Raw genomic sequence first — 18,568 nt, forward strand, 5'->3', positions numbered from 1 at the left:
TAAATCAAAATTGGGCAAAGTCTGTTTTGATTCATGCTTTAATAAAGCAGATTAAATTTAAAGTGATTTATCTGTGTTTTTAAAACCCTCAATGCAAGTCGTACCGACGCTCAATCAGGATTATCCCGATTGGCATCAAGGTCGTCAGCACTATGCTTTGTGGTATATAGAAATACAGGATCCTGAATTATTGGCATATCTCACAGCACTTCGAGCGCAGTTTTCAGATCTTTTATACACGCCGAATACGCGCCAATTTCATATCACCGTGTTTATTTGTGGTTTTTTTCAAGAGCTGAATAAAACCCAATTAATCGATCATTCTGAACAACGATGGAATGATAATTTCTCAGCAGATGAATTGGCACTGCACCAACAACAACTTCGACAGTTATCACTATCTAATATTCGGTTACGTACAGGTCAGATCAATAGCTTTCAAAGCGCGCTGTTTATTGAAATTGTGGATTTAGAACGTAAGTTAGACCATCTACGTCAAGCTTTGAATTTTAGTTCGAATGAAATTGCACCAATAGACTATTGTCCGCATATTACATTGGGATTGTATAAACAGGCGTGGAATAGCGATGATATTTTTGAAAGAATCCAACAAATTGAGCAGCACAGCTTTGATTTTGAAAGCGAGCAACTGACTTTTGGTCATTATCAGGCTCAAGTATTACAAGGGGCTTTGAGTCCTTATTATCAACATCAGTTCAGACAAAATATAGAGATGGCACAGTCATGATTCATTTCATTTTGGGTGGGGCGCGTTCAGGTAAGAGCCGACTTGCAGAAAAAAAAGCCAAAGAAAGTGCTCAAGCCGTCATCTATGTGGCTACAGCACAAGCCTATGATGAGGAAATGCAGGAGCGAATTCAGCATCATCAAGCAGACCGTCCTGAGCATTGGGGGCTGATTGAAGAGCCTTTGTATTTAGCTGATCGCTTAGTTGAAATAGATCGGGCTTATCAAACCATTCTTATCGATTGTTTAACGCTGTGGATGAGTAATTTATTGCTGCATGAACAAGCAGATTTTCAACAGCATCAATGCCAAAAATTACTTACGGTGCTGCCAATATTAAAGTCAGACATTATTTTAGTCAGTAACGAAACTGGGCTGGGCGTTGTTCCCATGGGACAAATCAGTCGAAAATTCGTCGATGAATCTGGGCGCTTACATCAACAAATTGGTCAAATTGCTGACCATGTGGTGTTTTGTGTTGCAGGTTTTCCAATGATCTTAAAAGGAGATAAAGCATGAACTGGTGGCAAGAACCCTGTCAAAATCCGAGTATCGAAGCTAAGCAACAGGCGGCAAATCACCAGTTACAGCTAACCAAACCTACGGGCTCACTTTCAGAACTTGAAAATGTTGCGGTACAACTTGCATCATTACAAAACACGGATCAGCCCAATATCGACTTCCCATGGATCACCATCTTTGCAGGTGATCATGGCGTGATGGAAGAAAATATTTCGGCCTATCCTCAAGCTGTCACACGCCAAATGCTACAAAACTTCACGACCGGTGGTGCATGTATTAGTGTCATTGCACGTGAGTATCAAGCCAAACTACAAGTGATTGACTGTGGTTCGGTAGGTGACGCTTATGAATATGCAGGAGTAGAGCGCTACTGTATTGCAGCGGGTACAGCAAATTTTGCTAAAACTGTTGCGATGAGCGAATCACAATGTATTGAAGCGATGAATCTCGGCCGTAAAAGTGTTGAAGATGCTATCGCTGCAGGTGCGTCAATTTATGTCGCAGGGGAAATGGGCATTGGCAATACCTGTTCTGCTTCTGCTGTTGCATGTTTTTTATTTAATGAGCCGGCCGAAAAACTGACAGGTGTTGGTACAGGTATTCGTGCTGAACAATTGGCACATAAGAAACAAGTGATTGATCAGGCCTTGGCTTTACATCAGGACTATGTTGGCCAAGATGTCTTTAAAGCTCTTTGTGCTGTTGGTGGCTTGGAAATTGCCGCGATGGCTGGAGCGTACATTCGCTGTGCGCAATTGGGTTTGGCAATGGTGGTGGATGGATTTATTAGTACGGTTTCTGCCTTGGTCGCTGTTCGTTTAAATCCTTCTGTACGTGAATGGATGCTCTTTGGTCATCAATCGGCTGAATATGGGCACCAACGTTTACTTCAAGCCCTTGAAGCTGATCCACTTTTGAAGTTGAATTTACGTTTAGGTGAAGGCAGCGGTGCCGGTGCGGCATTGGGTTTAATTCGTTTGGCATGTCGTTTACATAACAACATGGCGACTTTTGCACAAGCTGCTGTGATTGGTGAAAAAGTTTAAATGGAACATTTCCGTTTAGATATATTGCGTCATGGTGAGACTGAACTAAGCAATACCTTACGTGGCTCTACAGATGATGCTTTGACGCAAAAAGGTTGGCAGCAGATGCAGCAGACCATAGATGATGTATTGAACGTCATACATACACACGATTTAGCGAGTTGGGATGTCATCATCACTTCTGACTTACAGCGCTGCCGTTTATTTGCTTTAGATTTGTCTCAACAACTCAAACGTCCAATGTTTGAAAATGCGAAGTTTCAAGAAATGCATTTTGGCGACTGGGAAGCGGTATCAACCAAACATATCTATGAAAACACCCCAGAGTTACTCGCACAGTTTTGGCAAAGTCCCAGCACATTTACGCCGCCGAATGCAGAAAGTCTTCAGCAATTTCAACAACGGATATTTAGCGGTCTAGATGAGTTAGTCTTGCAGGCTCAACAGCATCATTGGCACCGCGTTTTATTGGTTTCCCATGGTGGCGTGATTAAATTGTTAAAATGTATGGCACAGCAATGTCATTTAGATGATTTATTAGAAATGACTGCCGAATTGGGACAATTAAATTCATTCATTGTTCAAAATCGTGCAAATATTCGTCTTTTGGAGCAAAGTGAATGACACCTTTTTGGATTGCTCTACAGTTTCTCACGACGTTTCCGATTCAACTTAAAGCGATGCCATCGAAACAGCAAAATGGACAGTCTTTGTTGTTTTATCCAGCGGTGGGATTGTTGATCGGTGGCATTCTTGCCTTGCTTGCCTTTATATTGCATAGTCTGCCGATCATCTTACTCAGCAGTATTTTGCTTGTGGTCTGGATTTGGCTCACAGGTGGTTTACATCTAGATGGTTTAGCCGATACGGCAGATGCATGGGTCGGTGGCTTTGGCGATGCCGAGCGTACACTTAAAATCATGAAAGACCCTGCATGTGGGCCGATTGGTGTGTTGAGCCTCGTCGTGATTTGCTTACTCAAATGGTCGGCGCTTTATGTTTTGCTACAACAGCAAATGTATTTGGCATTAATTGTATTTCCAGTATTAGGTCGTTTAGCCCCTTTATTTTTGTTTTTAACAACTCAGTATGTTCGTGAAAAAGGCTTGGGCTCATCGATAGCAGCAACTATTCCACGAAAGTCGGCATACCTGGTCTTTATACTCTGCCTAAGTGCATGTTTGTATTTTAGCTGGACTGGAGTGGTGAGTATATTCGCGTTTATTTGTACTTTACTGTATTTGCGATGGAAATTTATTCAGCGTATTGGTGGCGTGACGGGCGATACAATTGGTGCCGCGATTGAAATCACAGAAGTGTCGAGTCTTTTAGCGTTTGTCATAGCACTTCATTATGTAATTGCTTAGTTTTACAGTGAAATGACTTAACTCCTGATTTAAAAAAAGCCCAGCTAATGCACTGGGCTTTTTATTTTATCCTAATAGATAAATGACCAAATGAATAAGTGATGGCCCAAGCAATACCATAAAGACCCCAGCTAGTACCATGCTCAAGCAGGCTGCAACACCTTCTTCTTTATGACGTGATAACGCCTTACTTGTACCAAATCCATGTGCAGCATTGCCAAGAGCCGCACCTTGCGCAAAGCGTGAATGCAATTTAAGCCCAGCCAAAACTAGGTCAGCCAAAGCCACGCCGGCAATCCCAGTAATCATGGTAAATAGAATCACCAATTCGACTGAACCCCCAATATTCGAGGTAAGTTCCATGGCAAAGGGCGTAGAAATGGAACGTGCCATTAAGCTATAAGACGTTTCTTGGTCAAACTGAAACAACTGTGCCAAATAAAAAGCACTGATAATTCCTGCTAACATGCCAATCACGATGCCCAAACTAATACTCAGCGCATGCTGACGGATAATTTGCCGATATTCATAGATGGGAATAGCAAAGGCCACAGTTGCCGGGCCGAGCATCCATACAATCCATTGGCTTTCTTGCATATAGGTGTCATATGAAATATGAAAGCAAAGCATGAGTATAATCAGCACAAACGGGACGAATAGTGCAGGGGAAAGAACCATATACGGTAACTTACGATGTAGCTTTTTCGCCAAAATATAACCGACAAGGGTCAGGACGAAAAACAATACAGAGATGCTGTTCAACCCAAAATCGTTCATAAGGTTTTTCCTGCTGTGTTGACATCATGATCTGTCGCAGTTTGGTGTTTCGCTTTAAGTTTTGCCTCGAGTTTAAAGCCCCAATAAACCGTAAATGCTGTAAACACCATGACACAGACGGTACCCAGTACCACGGCTAAAATTAACTGCCAGCCAGAGCTGAGTAATAAATCTTGATATTTAATTAATCCAACTACACAGGGGATAAAGAATAGAACCAGTTCAGCCAAAATAAAATCTGAGCCTTGTTTGACCCACTGCATTTTAAATAAACCACTCAATAATGCGGCTAATAGCAGCAATAAACCAATCACGCCAGCAGAGATCGGCAAGTTAAACCAAGATTGAATGCAAGAGCCGATCCACCAGATCAATATCAATAAACTTAGCTGCGCTAAAGTCTTGAGAAACTGGGTAATTTTGGAAGAAGATTGTGGAAGCGTATCCATGAGACAACAGCAGAATAGGAGATGACGCTATTTTAAAAGTGCATACCCTGTATAATTATGAATAATTAATTATTAATTATGCCTATATGGAATAATAATGGACATTAAAAGCCTAAAAGTCTTTGTGACCATCGTACAAAAACAGAGTTTTAGTCATGCAGCAGAAGCGCTTTTTGTCACTCAGCCGACCATTAGTAAATTAATTCGTCAGTTAGAAGATGAGATCGGCGTGCCTTTATTTCATAAAGGAGAAGCAGGTCGAAAAAGGGAAGCACAGCTCACCTATATGGGAGAGCAGATTTATCAGCATGCCTTAGTGATATTGAATGAACAACAACGGATGCTTGATACTGTCACCCAAGTTCGTGCCTTAAAACAAGGTAAATTGACCCTAGGTTTACCGCCATTGGCATCAGTGTTGTTCAGTCAGTTAATCGCGCTGTTTCATAAAAAATACCCCAATATTGAACTGAGCTTTTTTGAGGTTGGGGCGACAGGTATAGAAAGTGCCATTTTAAAAAAACAGGTCGACGTCGGGATTATTTTGGGTCACTTGAAACCGGTGCTGAGTGGTATTCCAGTGATGGAGTCACCTTTGTGTCTATTGTCCAAAAAAAACTCACAGTGGCGTAAGCGAAAAACAGTATCGCTGATTGAATTAAAAGAAGAATCCTTTTTATTATATGATGATACCTTCACACTCAATGACATCATTATACAGGCGGCAAACTACGTCGGATTTGAGCCAAATGTGGTGTGTAAAAGTAGCCAGTGGGACTTTATCGCCAAAATGGTAGATTCAAATGTCGGGATTGCACTACTGCCTAAAATTTATTGTGAACAACTTGATGCGGCAAAATACCATATGGCTGAATTAGAAAATCCAAACCTAGACTGGAAACTCAGTATGGCCTGGAATACCACTGTTGCCATGAGTCCCGCAACGCGTGCATGGCTAGAAATAATTGAGGACAATAAAGACAAAATACATTTTTAGTTCATTTACAGATCAATAGATAAAATGAATGCGTTGAAACGATGGTGGATTTATGATTTGTACATCAAAGATTATTGAAAAGGATTTTGCAAAATCAACAGGCATGAATTAAATTGGGTGTTGGTCGTTATTTTTGATGGTTCATAAAATGAAATGGGATGATATTGGTCAACAACCGTGTTCAATCGCTCGTGCACTTTCAGTGCTAGGGGATCGTTGGACGATGTTGATTATCCGTAATGCATTTATGGGCATTCGACGTTTTGATGACTTTCAACAAAATCTCGGTGTGACGCGTCATGTGTTATCTGACCGATTAAAGCGTTTGGTTGAAGAAGGTATTTTAACCAAAGTTGCTTATGTCGAGCGTCAGGAACGTTTTGAATATCGACTGACTCAAAAAGGCTTAGACTTGTATCCAATTCTTCTAGCCATGACGCATTGGGCCGATCAATATATGGATCAGGGCTTGGGATCACCTGTTGAATATGTCCATCAGACATGTGGTGAAAAGTTTAAACCCGTTTTAGTGTGTTCATGTTGTGCAGAACCGATCCAAGCCAAACAGGTCAAACCAGTTTTTACCCAAGCCTATTACATCGCTCTCAATCAATTAAAACCTGCCTAAGCTGTTTTATGGCTTTCTTCAAGATGCTGATTTGCATCCATATAGCCAAAATAGCCTAAGCAGTATTTAGATTACTTTAAAATTACAAACAATTTGCAGGTTTAGGAATTCCCGCTAAACGACTTAAATGTCGAGCGACCAAGCCCGTATTAAATTTGTCTTGTAATACTGCATTATTAATATCTGCACTCACGGTTTTCATTAAAAATTTAATGAGTGGGCGAGTTGCCGGCGAGTGACCAAACTGTTGATAAAACTGTCGCACAGCTTGTAAAACTTCAAAATGCCAAGGGCTTAACTCAAGTTCTAAACTTTTAGCCAGTTCTTGGGCAACAGCTTCATTCCAAATAGTGTAATCCACCAAATGGCCATCTTGGTCTAATTCAAGATTCATATTCGTTCCAAAAGAGAAGATTGTAGAAATGGATCGCTTTCACTCAAATTATTTGAGTGAAATACATCTTTTAAATCTGAGGCATAGATCAGCAAAAGCGGCATAGTCGATCACTTTCATATGACTATAATTCATACTTTTACCTAAAATCTCAGCATCATTTTCAAGTACATAACATGTGCCAAATTGCTGAATTTGTTCATCTGCAATATGTAAGACTGCTTCACCCATCAGGATGATTGCATCTTCAGGGTTGATTAAACTGGCTAACTGCTGGATGTGCTGTAGGGTATTGGCATAGCTGGCTTGGACTAAATACAGCGTAGAATTTGACATCATCATTCCTCTTTTACCAATACAACACATGATCAAATTGTTGAATTAATTCAGTATTGAATTGAACAAATTCAAGTTCTTGTTCACTGTTGATCACAAATGGATGCTGTGAATTTTTTTGTTCAATATAAATCGGGGTGAGATCATAAAACTCAAAGCTATCAACCATGTTGGAAGCGAGTTTAAACGCATGCTTGAGCTGACTAAACTCTTGTTCTGCTTGAAGTAAGCTTAGCGCAGCATCTTTGAGCAACACTTTTACGTCACAACCGAAGGTTGCAAGCACCATGGTCGCAGAAAGACTTTCATGTACTTGTAAGCTTGCAAGATTTGCATGGGTTAAAACAACCAGTACAGATTTCACGTAATTTTCCTTTTCAATGCTACAAATGCGCGGCAATAAAAATACTTAGAATTGCAATAAACGGTCTGCAGTTTGTACGGCATCGGCGAGTTCGCCTAGGCCCACAAGTTCAAATTGCTCAGCTAGATTATGTTGCTGAATATTGTGACGCTGTGCATTTTCCTGATCTGTGATCCCACGTGCGAGAGCTGCACTTACGCAAACAGGTAAACGAATGCCGAGTTTTTGCCATTCACTACTGAGTTTGCGTTGATCATCTGGCACCCATTGCAGGGCATTTGCGACATTTACACCATCTTGATAGAAAAAAACCCGAAAGTTTTCGCCTTTTTGCTTCAGCGCTTGGGCAAGACCAAAAGCATGCCAAGCCAATATCGAAGTAGGTGAGGAGGTAATTAGTAATAGAGTACTCATCGAAATTCACTAAATGAATAAACGGTCTAGATCGACAGTTTGTTCTGAGTTCAGAAGAAAAAGCTAGTATACAATGATTTACTCAATGATCTGAATATTTACGAAGTTTTGCTTATTTAGGCAGCGAAGTCATTGCCAATTTTTCTTCAAATATAACTTTTGGTTTATTTGGGATTCAGCCTCAAGCTAACACTTTTCATAAATAAACTGTGCGGTTACATACTGAAAAATCTTTATATGAATAAAACGCAATTTTTGATTTTGTAGAATGCTATGATCTTTTCATTTTTTAAACCATCTCATGAATATAGAGAAATTTAACTTAAGTTTATTTAATTCAATCAATGCTTCGGACAATGCTTTAGATTTCACCATTTCTTTCGCCATATTTATAGCCAATGATCTATTTTATATCGTGATTCTTTTGATGTTTTTGGCTTGGTTTAAAGGCAATTTTGATATCAAAAAACAAATCGTTAAAGCCACTGTGTTTACTATCGTCGCTTTTCTTATCAGCCAAGTGATTTCAAGTTTCTTTTACTATCCTAGACCTTTTGTCTTGGATGTTGGACGCACGATTATAGAACATTCACCGAATGGATCCTTCCCGAGTGATCACATGCTGTTTTTTAGCACGATTGCATTTTCTTATATTTTTTCAAAGCAAAAAGCTGTTGGCTATGTATTTCTAGCTTTCGCTTTTCTTGTGGCGTGGTCGAGAGTCTATTTAGGTGTGCATTATCCAATGGATATGGCAGGGGCGCTGATCATTGCGGTTTTGCTGAATTTTGTTGGGCTGTCTTTATGGCGAAAATATGGGTCTTATTTGGTGAGCATGATCTTAAAAGTTTACGAGTTCCTATTCTCAGCCATGATCAAAAAAGGCTATATCCGCTAAATTAAGTTCCTTAGATATTTGCGATTTCAAACGTTTGCTGCTGTTATAGTTACATTGCCAACATCTTGCTAGATGAGTAATTCTAATGATTCATCTGGCATTCACATCCAGATCCTATACCTCAAAAAATAGTCAGACTGCTCAATGCTGTTTGCTCATTCGAGTAGATCACTTCTAATATTTTGTTGCTGTGTAATATGTTTGCAGTGCGACTATTTTTAAATATCTTCTTCTAAACGCGTTCACTCAAATGCCACGAATAATTGTGATGTCTTCAAATTGGATCGCTAGCGAGGTCATTTGTCGTAAATCAAATACAGTTAATATCCATAACTGCAACACAGTCAAAATTCTAAAGCAGTAAGATAAAACTAGAATGCTCTTGCAGATTGTTCGGCTCATGAAAAATGCTGAGGCGAAGTTTCAAAATTTAGATCTGTAGATAAGTTGGTGACGACACCAAGATGATGCCAAAGATTTGTAAAAGCTTGATAACTATAAGGAGTATCTAAACAATGATTTTAGTGACTGGTGGTTTAGGCTTTATAGGCTCACATATAGCCTTGAGTTTAATGGCTCAAGGTCAAGAAGTCATTATTGTGGATAATTTATCCAATGCAAATTTACAAACACTTGAACGACTTGAATTTATTTCAGGCATGTATGTGCCTTTTGTCAAACTCGATATTCGCAATACTCCCGCACTCAATAAAGTATTTGAACAATATACCGTCGATGCTGTCATTCATACGGCAGGCTTTAAGTCATTGGAAGAATCCGTCCTTAAACCACTTGAATATTATAATGATAATGTCAGTTGTATCATGAGTTTGCTGCGTGCTATGCAGCGAACAGGTGTACGAACACTGATCCATTTATCAAGTTTAGCGGTATATGGACAGTCGTCGGCAGAATTAACAGAAGACACAGAAATCAATTTTACCTATCCAAATCCCTATGTGAAATCTCAACAAATGGTGGAAGAAATTATACGGGATACGGCACGTACTGATAATGAGTGGAAAATTGCGATTTTGCGTTTAGGAAACGTCGCAGGTGCATTCGAACATGCAGTTTTAGGTGAGTTTGTTGCGCCATTGCCAAAAAATATTGTGCCGCTTGCGATGCAAGTCGGGGCTTTACAACGAGACTTTATCGAACTTCGCAAACAAGCCAAAACTGAAGATGGTACTGTGGAACGGAGTTTCTTGCATGTACTCGACTGCTGTAAGGCGGTGTGGCAATGTTTGCAATGGTTGTCGCAGCAGCAATTCGCCTGTGAGGCCTTTAATATTTCAGGTGAGTTGGTTTCGATACAGCAACTGTTGGATACGCTTTCAGAAGTGACACAGGCGGAGATTAAGACGGTCGAATCTAGTTTTTACCCAAGCCATGAATATGACCAGCTTGGGGCAAGTACACAGAAAGCGAAAAGTACTTTTGATTGGCAGCCTGAACAAGATTTAAAGAAAATGCTAGAAGATGAATGGCGTTTCTATCAACAAACATTAAGAGGGAATTAACTCGTCTTGTTTTCGGTAAATTTAATCATCGTGCATGATTTTCTTTATAAAATCACGATAAAGATTATCAAATAAACCATTTATAATTGATAATGGTTATTATTTACAAACCTAAGCAAGTTACCTAAACTGTATTTATCAGCAGAATTTGATTCTGCACAGACGTTCAAGTTTTATAGATAAGGATATGAGGTCATTTATGCAAACACGTATTGAACATGACACAATGGGCGATGTTGAAGTACCTAGCGATGCGATGTGGGGTGCACAAACACAGCGTAGTTTGCAAAACTTTAAAATTGGTGGTGAACGTTTACCACGTCCAATGATTCGTGCAATGGGTCTCGTGAAAAAATCAGCTGCGATCACCAACGCAGCATTGGGTCAAATCCCTCAGGAACTTTCTGGATATATCGTCAATGCAGCCGAAGAAGTGATCTCCGGTCAATGGGATGTACAATTTCCACTGGTAGTTTGGCAAACTGGTTCAGGCACGCAAAGTAACATGAACTGTAATGAGGTCATTGCCAATATTGCCAATCAAAAACTGGGTAATCCATTGGGTTCACAAAAACCTGTCCATCCCAATGATCATGTCAATCGTGCTCAATCGACCAACGATTCATTCCCAACCGCAATTCATGTGGCTGCAAGTCTACAAATCAATGAGCTTTTAATTCCTGCAGTAACGAAACTGCGTAATACTTTAGAAGCAAAATCTAACGAATTTAAAGATATTGTTAAAATTGGCCGTACACATTTACAGGACGCAACGCCTTTAACATTAGGCCAAGAGTTTAGTGGCTATGTTTCACAGCTCGATCATGGATTGAAGCGTTTAAATCAAGCTTTAGAAGGACTGTATGAATTACCACTAGGTGGTACGGCTGTGGGTACTGGTCTAAATGCACATCCTGAATATGCTGTAAAAGCAGCAGCAGAACTTGCGAAGCAAACGGGTCTACCATTTGTCACTGCACCCAATAAATTTGAAGCACTTGCAGGACGTGATGCTGCTGTATTTGCATCGGGGGCGTTAAAAACACTTGCTGTAAGTTTAAATAAAATCGCCAATGACGTGCGCTGGTTAGCCAGTGGCCCACGCTGTGGTTTTGGTGAGCTACGCATTCCAGAAAATGAACCAGGCTCAAGCATCATGCCAGGTAAGGTCAATCCAACTCAAAGTGAAGCCATGACAATGGTGGTTGCTCAAGTACTTGGAAATGATACAACTATTAATGTTGCGGGGGCATCGGGTAACTTTGAATTAAACGTGTTTATGCCTGTTATTGCCTTTAACTTATTGCAATCTATTCAACTCCTCAGCGATGCATGTAATAGTTTTAATGACCACTGTGCAGTAGGCATTGAGCCAAACCGTGAAAAAATCGACCATTTCTTACATGATTCTTTAATGTTAGTTACGGCACTCAATCCTGTAATTGGTTATGAAAATGCTGCAAAAGTTGCTAAAACTGCATATAAGGAAGGAAAAACCTTAAAACAAGTTGCGGTAGAACTCGGTTTAGTCACTGCTGAGCAATTTGATGAAGTGGTTCGTCCTGAGCAAATGGTTTCACCAAATACCAAATAAATTTTTTGAGATCATTCATCTAGAGTGTTTGAAAATAAAAAGAGAAGCTAACTCATACTTAGCTTCTCTTTTTATTAGATATATGATTGCTTTATTTTTCAGCTGGATCCTACCTAATACAGATTCTTTGGATTCATATTCATCTTGAAATGTATGTATAGAAACCAGACGATTTATTAAAAATAGGGGAACGAACAAAATGAAGAAAGGCCTGATGATGAAGCAAGTAATTCATTGGATTGGGCTTTGAATTCATTGGCACACTTGTTAAAATGCCTTTCTTTTTCTGTTTTCGTTGCTATTTGACATTTGTTTGAATAAATATTTGCAAGACAGTGTTTTATTTAAGGATTTCCCCCAATGCTCACCATCTATTTGACAGATGTCCAAAAGAACGTTCAATTTAAAGACTATCCGGGCGAGCATCCTGTTAAATTTGTTTTGAATTTTAAAAAGATTTTCCCAAGTGTTATGGAGCTTTTGCTACCAGTTTTGCCTGAAAATGAAAATCTAGAAGAAATGAGCTGGGAATCGACAACGACAGATTTTGAAAAATTTAAATTGCTACTCAGTGGTTGGGGCGTAATCGAACTACGTTTGAATGCTATTGCCCAATATAAAGACCGTGCTTATGCAGATAACTTGGTAAAAAAAGCACAGCAAAAGCGCAAAGAATATAAAAAAGCACAGTCAAAATTACAAACTGTTGAACTGGATTATCTATTCATGCACGAAGTTCATGGTTTGATTGATGCAGAGTTGGTCGAGCTAGGTGAAAAATTCTATCTACCGACTTTACGTGAGCTTTGGAAAAACCAAGTGTCAGCGAATGTACTAGAAGCAAAATTCTAAACGTCAAAAAGTTAGTCGAAAAATCCTCCGCTTAGGAGGATTTTTTATATGTACAGCAGAACTTCAGATTTACTTCGACAAGTGACTGTTTCATAGTGACCCATCAAGCAAGTAAAGCATTCAAAACATTTGGAAAGTCGCGAGACTTATCATTCCAAATGTTTCTGACTCATCTGCACATTTTATTTTAAAGGACCATTTTATATGTCAAATCAGTTTATTGACCTGATTCGCAAACGTCGCACTATTTATGCTATTGGGGACAATGTAAGCCAAAGCACAGAATATTTAACTGATTTGATCCAAACAGCGATTAAACAAAGCCCGTCTTCATTTAACTCACAATCTTCTCGTGCTGTTATTTTATTTAATGCTGAAAGTGAAAAATTTTGGGGCTTAGTCGCTGACAAATTAAAATCTTATGCAAAAGATGAAGAAAGTGCTGCGAAGACGACGGCTAAAATGGCAAGTTTTGCAGCAGGTTTAGGTACAGTTCTGTTCTTTGAAGATTTGGATGTGGTCAGTGGCCTACAAGCACAGTTTCCTTCTTATGCAGAAAACTTTCCGATTTGGGCCGAACATTCAACTGCCATTGCCCAATTTGCGACTTGGACCGCATTGCATACCGAAGGTTTAGGCGCATCACTACAGCATTACAACCCAATTGTGGATGAACAAGTGCATGCTGAATGGGACATTCCTGCGCATTGGAAACTTCGTGCTCAATTGGTTTTTGGTTCAGTGGAAGGTGAAGCGAAAGAAAAAGGCTATATGGATGATGCTGATCGTTTTAAAGTCTTTCAATAATTACAACGTATAGCACTCAATTTTGATAAAAAAGGAACGAAAACTAAGTTCCTATTTTTATGGCAGTTTTATTGAAATAGATAGGGTTGGACAAGATTTTCATCCGTGAAAATCTTGTCCAGATTAGCCCATTGAGGACTGAGCTAAACGAGTGGCTAGAACCAACTTTCTTGCATGTTGAGACAAGTATCATCAAGTTCTAGCAATAACTTGGCTTGGTGCTCTATTTCAGGTAGTTCCCAGCGGATAAAATATTGCGCGGCTTGTAATTTACCAGCTAAGTATTGTTGATCTTCAGCTAAATCTGAATGTTCAAATTTCACAAGGGCTTGATTGGCCATTTCAAGCCATAGCCATGAAATGATGACTTTGCCCATCATGTCTAGATACAACGCAGAATTTCCCAGTGCCTGATCGACACGACCTTGGGCGAGGACTTGTCCCAAACTTTGTGTGGTTTTCTTCACCGTGTTTAAATGCGCTGAAAAAATTGCTGCAAGCGCTTGAGTTTTTGGATGTTGAGCTTGATCAATCGTATTTTGCATACGTTGTAATAACAGCATTAAACCTTTGCTGTTGTGCTGCCAAAGCTTACGACCCAACAAATCCAAAGATTGAATACCAAATGTGCCTTCATGGATCGGATTTAAGCGATTGTCGCGATAGCATTGTTCAAGCGGATACTCACGGGTATAGCCCGCACCACCTAAAACTTGGATGGCTAAATCATTGGCTTTTGGACCATAGGCAGAAGGGAATGATTTGACGACAGGGATAATCAAATCTAATAACAACGCGCTGTCTTCATTGTTAGCGGCTTGATGTTCATCAATTAAACGTGCAGCAAATAGGCATAATGCAAGTGCGCCTTCCACATAGGATTTTTGCGCCAAAAGCATCCGTTTAACATCTGTATGTTGAATGATATTGACAGGTTTTGTGGCAGGATTTTTATCTAAAACTAAGCGGCCTTGTGGACGGTTTTTGGCATATTCGAGCGACTCTAAATAGCCACGGTATCCAATCATGGCTGCACCTAAGCCGACACCGACTCGTGCTTCATTCATCATCTTAAACATATATTTAAGACCAGCACCTGCTTCACCAATCAGATAGCCTGTACATTGGTCTTTTTCACCAAAGCTCAGTACTGTCGATGTTGTACCTCGGTAGCCCATTTTATGTAATAAGCCAGCCAGTTGAACGTCATTGGCGCCTGCAAGTGAACCATCGCTCAGGGTTTTAAACTTCGGAACAATAAATAGCGATATACCTTTCACGCCCTGAGGTGCATCTTGGATGCGAGCAAGGACCAAATGCACGATATTTTCAGTGATGTCTTGGTCACCCCCTGAAATAAACATCTTTTGGCCTTTGATGAGGTATGTTCCATCGGCTTGCGGTATAGCTTTTGTGGTCAAATCACCTAAAGATGAACCCACATCAGGTTCAGTCATGGCCATCGTTCCTGCAAAGCGACCGTTGAACATATGTGGTACAAACCTATCTTTTTGTTCAGTCGTACCGAAAGCTTGAATCACATTTGCAGCCGCAGCGGTTAGAAATGAATAAGCCACTGACGATGGATTTGCTGACATGAAATAAGCATTTGCAGCCATGTTGATCAAAGTCGGAAGTTGCATACCGCCTGCATCATAATCATGCTGTGCACAAAGCAAGCCGGCATCTGCAAATTGCTTCCATGCCGTTTTGACTTCAGCAATGGTTTTAACCTGTTGACCATCAAACGTAGGTTCGTTTTGATCGGCTGTTGCGTTATGCGGGGCAAAAAAGTCTTGAGCAATACCTTGTGCAGTTTCTAGGATGCTTTTGAAGGTTTCAGCATCATGCTCAGCAAAACGTGGGTAATGCGTTAAGTCTTGCGCTTTAAACACGTCAAATAGCAAAAAATTTAAATCTTTGTCATTGATTAACTGCGCCATTGCTCAATCTCTAATCGGGTTGAATTTTATGTCTTAAGCCTAGCAGTTGATTTTTAGATATAGAATTGTCAATAATGACACTTAATAAGTTAAAAATGACATTTTGATAATTTGAACTTTAAATGAAGAAAATCATAATTTTAGCATTTGATGGTGCTTTGGCTTCTGCGATTACAGGGGTTGTTGATCTATTTGCAATGGCGGGAGTCAGTTGGAACCGGATCCAAAAACAAAATGTGCAGCGGCTATTTCAGGTCAAAATTGCCTCACAACATAGTCAAGCAGTGCAATGTATCAATGGCATCAAGCTTTTTGCAGATTTAGCATTTTCTGAAATAACAGATGCAGATGTCATCATTGTCCCAACGATAGGTGCGCCGATCTTAGATGTTTTAGCGCAAAACGCAGCACTGATCGAATTATTAAAAACTCGGCAATTGCAAAGCGGACTGATCGCAGGAAATTGTACGGGTAACTTTTTTCTGGCAGAAGCAGGGCTTTTAGATGGTAAGCAGGCAACGACGCATTGGGGCTTTCAGCAAATGTTTCGTGAACGCTATCCTTTGGTAAGACTGAATGCAGATCAGCTCATTAGCCATGATCAAAATATTTACTGTGCTGGAGGTGGCTTAGCATGGTTTGATTTGGGACTGCACCTGATAGAACGTTTTTATGGTTTTGAAACGGCAATCCACACGGCAAAATCATTTGTATTGGATTATCGTCGTGATAGTCAGTTGTCCTATTCATTATTGAAAATATCTAAACCGCATCAGGATGGTTTGGTGCAAAAAGTTCAAGATTGGTTAGAACAGCATTATCATGAAAATATAGTCTTAGATGAACTTGCGGCGCAGTTTAATGTGACAACAAGGACATTGATTCGTCATTTTAAAGCGGCTTTGGATATGCCTCCCAATCAATACTTACAATCAATACGGATTGAAGCTGCACGAAAGCGTTTAGAAGAAACGGGACATGCTTTAGATCTGATTATGCGAGATGTCGGCTATAATGACCCAAGCTCATTTCGACGGTTATTTCAAAAAAAAACGGGGCTGAGCCCCTTAGAATATCGTCGACGTTTCAGCCGACGATTTGATGTTTAGCTACAGTTTAAGCGGTTCGAACGGTATAACGGCCATGTAAAAAGTAGTAGGCACCAATACATGCAAAGGCTGCAAAGGCGCTATACAAATACAATTGTGAGTAGCCAATATGGTCGAGCAATTTACCGATAAAGTACGGTCCAAAGCCTAAGCCGGCATCCAAAAAGATAAAGAAAGTTGAAGTGGCAAAGCCCATACGTTCAAGCGGCGCACTTTTTACCGCAACTGTTTGGCAGACCGACTGAATATTGCCATAACCGAGTCCAAGTAGGCCTGCACAAAGTAAAAGCATCCATGAACTCTGTGTGATGCTGAGCAATACCAATGCCACGCCCATAATCACAAAAGCAGGGTAGATCACAATATTTTCACCTTTACGGTCCATCAACGGGCCTGTAAATGGGCGAGAAATTAAAATCGCAATGGCATACATCAAAAAGAAAAACGAGGCTGTTTCAACCAAATCGATTTCTTTGGCATAAAAGTTAATGAAAGACAAAACGCCTGAATAGCAGATTGAAGCGAAAAGCATGATGAATGATATCGGTAATGCTTTAGGTTCTACAAATTGAGCAATCCAACTCGGTTTTTTGACAGCTTCAACAGTATCGAGGGGGTTATTGATTTTGGGTAAATCGGGCACTTGAATCAGCAAGGCAACCAATAGGCAGCTCAATGCGATAATCGTAGAAACGATAAAAATCGCATGATAACCAATATGTAACATCATCCAAATGGCAAGAAATGGCCCAATAGCTGTACCTAAAGTACTACTCATGCTGTAGTAGCCAATGCCTTCACCGCGACGTGTCGCTGGTAAGATTTGGGCAATTAAGGTACCCAGCACTGTTGATGCCATACCCATCATAAAGCCATGCATAAAGCGTATGAAAAGCAACATGCCGACGCCAAACTGAATGAAGTAAAAACCAGAAAAGACTAAAAAGCCAATTAAACCAACGATCAGTGTTGTTTTACGACCAAAACGTTCTAGGAACTTGCCCACCAATAAACGCCCGACCAATGTACCGACAATGAACAAGCCTGAAACTAAACCAGCTTGGGCTGTAGTCGCACCCAATTCAGCCACCGCATAGCCCACGATCACCACAACCAAGAGATAAAAGGTTAAAACCAATTGGAAGTTAATGGCGCTGACTAAAATAAAATTTCGAGTCCAAAGTGGTGCTTTATCTTGCATGATCATCACCTACAGTGTTTTGTTCAAGTTCTTGCATGACACGGTGTAAAATTTGAATGGAGTGTTGGATATCTTGGCTTGCTAATGGCGCGATCAGGCGCTGCTCAAAGGCATCTATGTCTTTTGCACATTGCTGAAATAACTCACGTCCAGTCTCGCTGAGCATCATTTTCTTTTGACGTTTATCGTCAGTTTGCACATGTGCCAAAATATCCATCTGAGCAAGAATTTTGACACGCTTAGTGATGGATGGCTTGGATACATTTAAATATTCCGCCATTTCAATAGATGTACAAGCAGTTTTTTCACGGATGACAAACATGACTTGCCAAAGTGAATAGTTCAATTGATAGGGCAATAAAATCGTGTTGATTTCATCACTCATCAGACGCGCACAGCGCAGAAGAGAAGAGCGGAAACCTAATGTGGAATTCATGATAGTTAACTAGGGTAACTAAATTGTCGCAACTTTACGCCTAATTTATTTTGAATTCAAGTGAACAACTCAAAGCATAAAAAACAGGTATAAAAAAAACCTGTGCGCACACAGGTTTTCTTGCAAAACATTTCATTTAAAGCTTATCGTTCAATGCATATCGT

The 18,568-nt window shown here is 40.1% G+C and carries 22 protein-coding genes; 13 read left to right on the forward strand and 9 right to left on the reverse strand.

Annotated features, from left to right (window positions below; all coding sequences use genetic code 11):
- Positions 1-73 precede the first annotated feature (73 nt).
- Genes FTT72_RS07410 through FTT72_RS07430 form a run of 5 tightly spaced genes read left to right on the forward strand, consistent with a single transcriptional unit; the run spans position 74 to position 3,682 of the window.
- Complete coding sequence (locus FTT72_RS07410) at positions 74-748, forward strand: 2'-5' RNA ligase family protein (RefSeq protein ID WP_373685805.1); 675 nt, start codon at positions 74-76, stop codon at positions 746-748.
- A complete protein-coding gene (cobU, locus tag FTT72_RS07415) occupies positions 745-1,266 on the forward strand; it encodes a bifunctional adenosylcobinamide kinase/adenosylcobinamide-phosphate guanylyltransferase (protein WP_180054863.1) in 522 nt (173 codons plus the stop codon). The genes FTT72_RS07410 and cobU overlap by 4 nt, the downstream gene beginning before the upstream one ends.
- On the forward strand, positions 1,263-2,315 hold the full coding sequence (cobT, locus tag FTT72_RS07420) for a nicotinate-nucleotide--dimethylbenzimidazole phosphoribosyltransferase (RefSeq protein ID WP_180054861.1): 1,053 nt from the start codon (positions 1,263-1,265) through the stop codon (positions 2,313-2,315). The genes cobU and cobT overlap by 4 nt, the downstream gene beginning before the upstream one ends.
- Complete coding sequence (locus tag FTT72_RS07425; RefSeq protein WP_180054859.1) at positions 2,316-2,939, forward strand: histidine phosphatase family protein; 624 nt, start codon at positions 2,316-2,318, stop codon at positions 2,937-2,939. It begins immediately after the preceding gene.
- Complete coding sequence (locus FTT72_RS07430; protein WP_180178121.1) at positions 2,936-3,682, forward strand: adenosylcobinamide-GDP ribazoletransferase; 747 nt, start codon at positions 2,936-2,938, stop codon at positions 3,680-3,682. Before FTT72_RS07425 ends, FTT72_RS07430 begins: the two co-directional genes overlap by 4 nt.
- A 66-nt stretch (positions 3,683-3,748) precedes the next feature.
- On the opposite strand, the gene FTT72_RS07435 is transcribed toward FTT72_RS07430, so the two are convergent.
- Together FTT72_RS07435 and FTT72_RS07440 are read right to left on the reverse strand one after the other, a co-directional pair.
- Positions 3,749-4,459 (reverse strand): LrgB family protein, encoded by a 711-nt coding sequence (locus tag FTT72_RS07435; RefSeq protein WP_171262654.1) that lies wholly within the window; start codon positions 4,457-4,459, stop codon positions 3,749-3,751.
- On the reverse strand, positions 4,456-4,908 hold the full coding sequence (locus FTT72_RS07440; protein WP_180178122.1) for a CidA/LrgA family protein: 453 nt from the start codon (positions 4,906-4,908) through the stop codon (positions 4,456-4,458). Before FTT72_RS07440 ends, FTT72_RS07435 begins: the two co-directional genes overlap by 4 nt.
- 97 nt (positions 4,909-5,005) lie before the next feature.
- On the opposite strand from FTT72_RS07440, the gene FTT72_RS07445 reads away from it, so the two are divergent.
- Both FTT72_RS07445 and FTT72_RS07450 read left to right on the forward strand, forming a co-directional pair.
- A complete protein-coding gene (locus FTT72_RS07445) occupies positions 5,006-5,905 on the forward strand; it encodes a LysR family transcriptional regulator (protein WP_180007851.1) in 900 nt (299 codons plus the stop codon).
- Positions 5,906-6,053: 148 nt separating this feature from the next.
- Positions 6,054-6,533, forward strand: a complete 480-nt coding sequence (locus tag FTT72_RS07450) for a helix-turn-helix domain-containing protein (protein ID WP_180007850.1) — start codon at positions 6,054-6,056, stop codon at positions 6,531-6,533.
- Between the two features lie 82 nt (positions 6,534-6,615).
- Here the strand turns inward: FTT72_RS07450 and FTT72_RS07455 are convergent, their stop codons facing one another.
- The 4 genes from FTT72_RS07455 to tusD are packed head-to-tail and all read right to left on the reverse strand — an operon-like array spanning position 6,616 to position 8,041.
- Positions 6,616-6,927 (reverse strand): TusE/DsrC/DsvC family sulfur relay protein, encoded by a 312-nt coding sequence (locus FTT72_RS07455; RefSeq protein WP_111884335.1) that lies wholly within the window; start codon positions 6,925-6,927, stop codon positions 6,616-6,618.
- A gap of 48 nt (positions 6,928-6,975) precedes the next feature.
- Positions 6,976-7,263 carry a DsrH/TusB family sulfur metabolism protein gene (locus FTT72_RS07460; protein WP_078190986.1) on the reverse strand — a complete coding sequence of 96 codons (288 nt, stop codon included), beginning with the start codon at positions 7,261-7,263 and terminating at the stop codon, positions 6,976-6,978.
- A gap of 13 nt (positions 7,264-7,276) precedes the next feature.
- On the reverse strand, positions 7,277-7,627 hold the full coding sequence (locus FTT72_RS07465) for a hypothetical protein (RefSeq protein WP_078193833.1): 351 nt from the start codon (positions 7,625-7,627) through the stop codon (positions 7,277-7,279).
- Positions 7,628-7,672: 45 nt separating this feature from the next.
- On the reverse strand, positions 7,673-8,041 hold the full coding sequence (tusD, locus tag FTT72_RS07470) for a sulfurtransferase complex subunit TusD (RefSeq protein ID WP_180178123.1): 369 nt from the start codon (positions 8,039-8,041) through the stop codon (positions 7,673-7,675).
- 301 nt (positions 8,042-8,342) lie between these two features.
- Here tusD and FTT72_RS07475 point away from each other — a divergent pair, with 301 nt between their 5' ends.
- From FTT72_RS07475 to FTT72_RS07495, 5 genes are all read left to right on the forward strand, one after another.
- Positions 8,343-8,939, forward strand: coding sequence for a phosphatase PAP2 family protein (locus tag FTT72_RS07475; protein ID WP_180003743.1), 597 nt, complete (start codon positions 8,343-8,345; stop codon positions 8,937-8,939).
- Positions 8,940-9,454: 515 nt separating this feature from the next.
- Positions 9,455-10,462 carry an SDR family NAD(P)-dependent oxidoreductase gene (locus tag FTT72_RS07480; RefSeq protein ID WP_180011423.1) on the forward strand — a complete coding sequence of 336 codons (1,008 nt, stop codon included), beginning with the start codon at positions 9,455-9,457 and terminating at the stop codon, positions 10,460-10,462.
- 199 nt (positions 10,463-10,661) lie between these two features.
- A complete protein-coding gene (gene fumC / locus FTT72_RS07485; RefSeq protein WP_180178124.1) occupies positions 10,662-12,056 on the forward strand; it encodes a class II fumarate hydratase in 1,395 nt (464 codons plus the stop codon).
- A gap of 360 nt (positions 12,057-12,416) precedes the next feature.
- Positions 12,417-12,908: a hypothetical protein gene (locus FTT72_RS07490; RefSeq protein ID WP_078193829.1), complete on the forward strand. Its 492-nt coding sequence runs from the start codon at positions 12,417-12,419 to the stop codon at positions 12,906-12,908.
- Between the two features lie 204 nt (positions 12,909-13,112).
- Positions 13,113-13,715 (forward strand): nitroreductase family protein, encoded by a 603-nt coding sequence (locus tag FTT72_RS07495; protein ID WP_180054843.1) that lies wholly within the window; start codon positions 13,113-13,115, stop codon positions 13,713-13,715.
- A gap of 155 nt (positions 13,716-13,870) precedes the next feature.
- Here FTT72_RS07495 and FTT72_RS07500 read toward each other — a convergent pair whose 3' ends face one another.
- Complete coding sequence (locus tag FTT72_RS07500) at positions 13,871-15,658, reverse strand: acyl-CoA dehydrogenase (protein ID WP_180178125.1); 1,788 nt, start codon at positions 15,656-15,658, stop codon at positions 13,871-13,873.
- Positions 15,659-15,780: 122 nt separating this feature from the next.
- Here FTT72_RS07500 and FTT72_RS07505 point away from each other — a divergent pair, with 122 nt between their 5' ends.
- Positions 15,781-16,767 (forward strand): GlxA family transcriptional regulator, encoded by a 987-nt coding sequence (locus FTT72_RS07505; protein WP_180011429.1) that lies wholly within the window; start codon positions 15,781-15,783, stop codon positions 16,765-16,767.
- Between the two features lie 7 nt (positions 16,768-16,774).
- On the opposite strand, the gene FTT72_RS07510 is transcribed toward FTT72_RS07505, so the two are convergent.
- On the reverse strand, positions 16,775-17,974 hold the full coding sequence (locus FTT72_RS07510) for an MFS transporter (RefSeq protein WP_180178126.1): 1,200 nt from the start codon (positions 17,972-17,974) through the stop codon (positions 16,775-16,777).
- Complete coding sequence (locus FTT72_RS07515) at positions 17,958-18,404, reverse strand: MarR family winged helix-turn-helix transcriptional regulator (RefSeq protein WP_180054836.1); 447 nt, start codon at positions 18,402-18,404, stop codon at positions 17,958-17,960. The genes FTT72_RS07510 and FTT72_RS07515 overlap by 17 nt, the downstream gene beginning before the upstream one ends.
- Positions 18,405-18,568: the final 164 nt, after the last annotated feature.

It is taken from the genome of Acinetobacter sp. YH01005, from assembly GCF_013420465.1.
Classification (GTDB): Bacteria; Pseudomonadota; Gammaproteobacteria; order Pseudomonadales; family Moraxellaceae; genus Acinetobacter; species Acinetobacter amyesii.

Excerpts from the sequence above, each read along its gene's own strand:
- FTT72_RS07435 (WP_171262654.1), bottom strand. The coding sequence starts at position 4,459 with ATGAACGATTTTGGGTTGAACAGCATCTCTGTATTGTTTTTCGTCCTG.
- FTT72_RS07455 (WP_111884335.1), bottom strand. The coding sequence starts at position 6,927 with ATGAATCTTGAATTAGACCAAGATGGCCATTTGGTGGATTACACTATT.
- tusD (WP_180178123.1), bottom strand. The coding sequence starts at position 8,041 with ATGAGTACTCTATTACTAATTACCTCCTCACCTACTTCGATATTGGCT.
- FTT72_RS07510 (WP_180178126.1), bottom strand. The coding sequence starts at position 17,974 with ATGATCATGCAAGATAAAGCACCACTTTGGACTCGAAATTTTATTTTA.
- FTT72_RS07440 (WP_180178122.1), bottom strand. The coding sequence starts at position 4,908 with ATGGATACGCTTCCACAATCTTCTTCCAAAATTACCCAGTTTCTCAAG.
- FTT72_RS07450 (WP_180007850.1), top strand. The coding sequence starts at position 6,054 with ATGAAATGGGATGATATTGGTCAACAACCGTGTTCAATCGCTCGTGCA.
- FTT72_RS07505 (WP_180011429.1), top strand. The coding sequence starts at position 15,781 with ATGAAGAAAATCATAATTTTAGCATTTGATGGTGCTTTGGCTTCTGCG.
- FTT72_RS07480 (WP_180011423.1), top strand. The coding sequence starts at position 9,455 with ATGATTTTAGTGACTGGTGGTTTAGGCTTTATAGGCTCACATATAGCC.
- FTT72_RS07490 (WP_078193829.1), top strand. The coding sequence starts at position 12,417 with ATGCTCACCATCTATTTGACAGATGTCCAAAAGAACGTTCAATTTAAA.
- FTT72_RS07475 (WP_180003743.1), top strand. The coding sequence starts at position 8,343 with ATGAATATAGAGAAATTTAACTTAAGTTTATTTAATTCAATCAATGCT.
- FTT72_RS07425 (WP_180054859.1), top strand. The coding sequence starts at position 2,316 with ATGGAACATTTCCGTTTAGATATATTGCGTCATGGTGAGACTGAACTA.
- FTT72_RS07500 (WP_180178125.1), bottom strand. The coding sequence starts at position 15,658 with ATGGCGCAGTTAATCAATGACAAAGATTTAAATTTTTTGCTATTTGAC.
- FTT72_RS07430 (WP_180178121.1), top strand. The coding sequence starts at position 2,936 with ATGACACCTTTTTGGATTGCTCTACAGTTTCTCACGACGTTTCCGATT.
- FTT72_RS07495 (WP_180054843.1), top strand. The coding sequence starts at position 13,113 with ATGTCAAATCAGTTTATTGACCTGATTCGCAAACGTCGCACTATTTAT.
- FTT72_RS07515 (WP_180054836.1), bottom strand. The coding sequence starts at position 18,404 with ATGAATTCCACATTAGGTTTCCGCTCTTCTCTTCTGCGCTGTGCGCGT.
- FTT72_RS07460 (WP_078190986.1), bottom strand. The coding sequence starts at position 7,263 with ATGTCAAATTCTACGCTGTATTTAGTCCAAGCCAGCTATGCCAATACC.
- fumC (WP_180178124.1), top strand. The coding sequence starts at position 10,662 with ATGCAAACACGTATTGAACATGACACAATGGGCGATGTTGAAGTACCT.
- FTT72_RS07445 (WP_180007851.1), top strand. The coding sequence starts at position 5,006 with ATGGACATTAAAAGCCTAAAAGTCTTTGTGACCATCGTACAAAAACAG.
- cobT (WP_180054861.1), top strand. The coding sequence starts at position 1,263 with ATGAACTGGTGGCAAGAACCCTGTCAAAATCCGAGTATCGAAGCTAAG.
- cobU (WP_180054863.1), top strand. The coding sequence starts at position 745 with ATGATTCATTTCATTTTGGGTGGGGCGCGTTCAGGTAAGAGCCGACTT.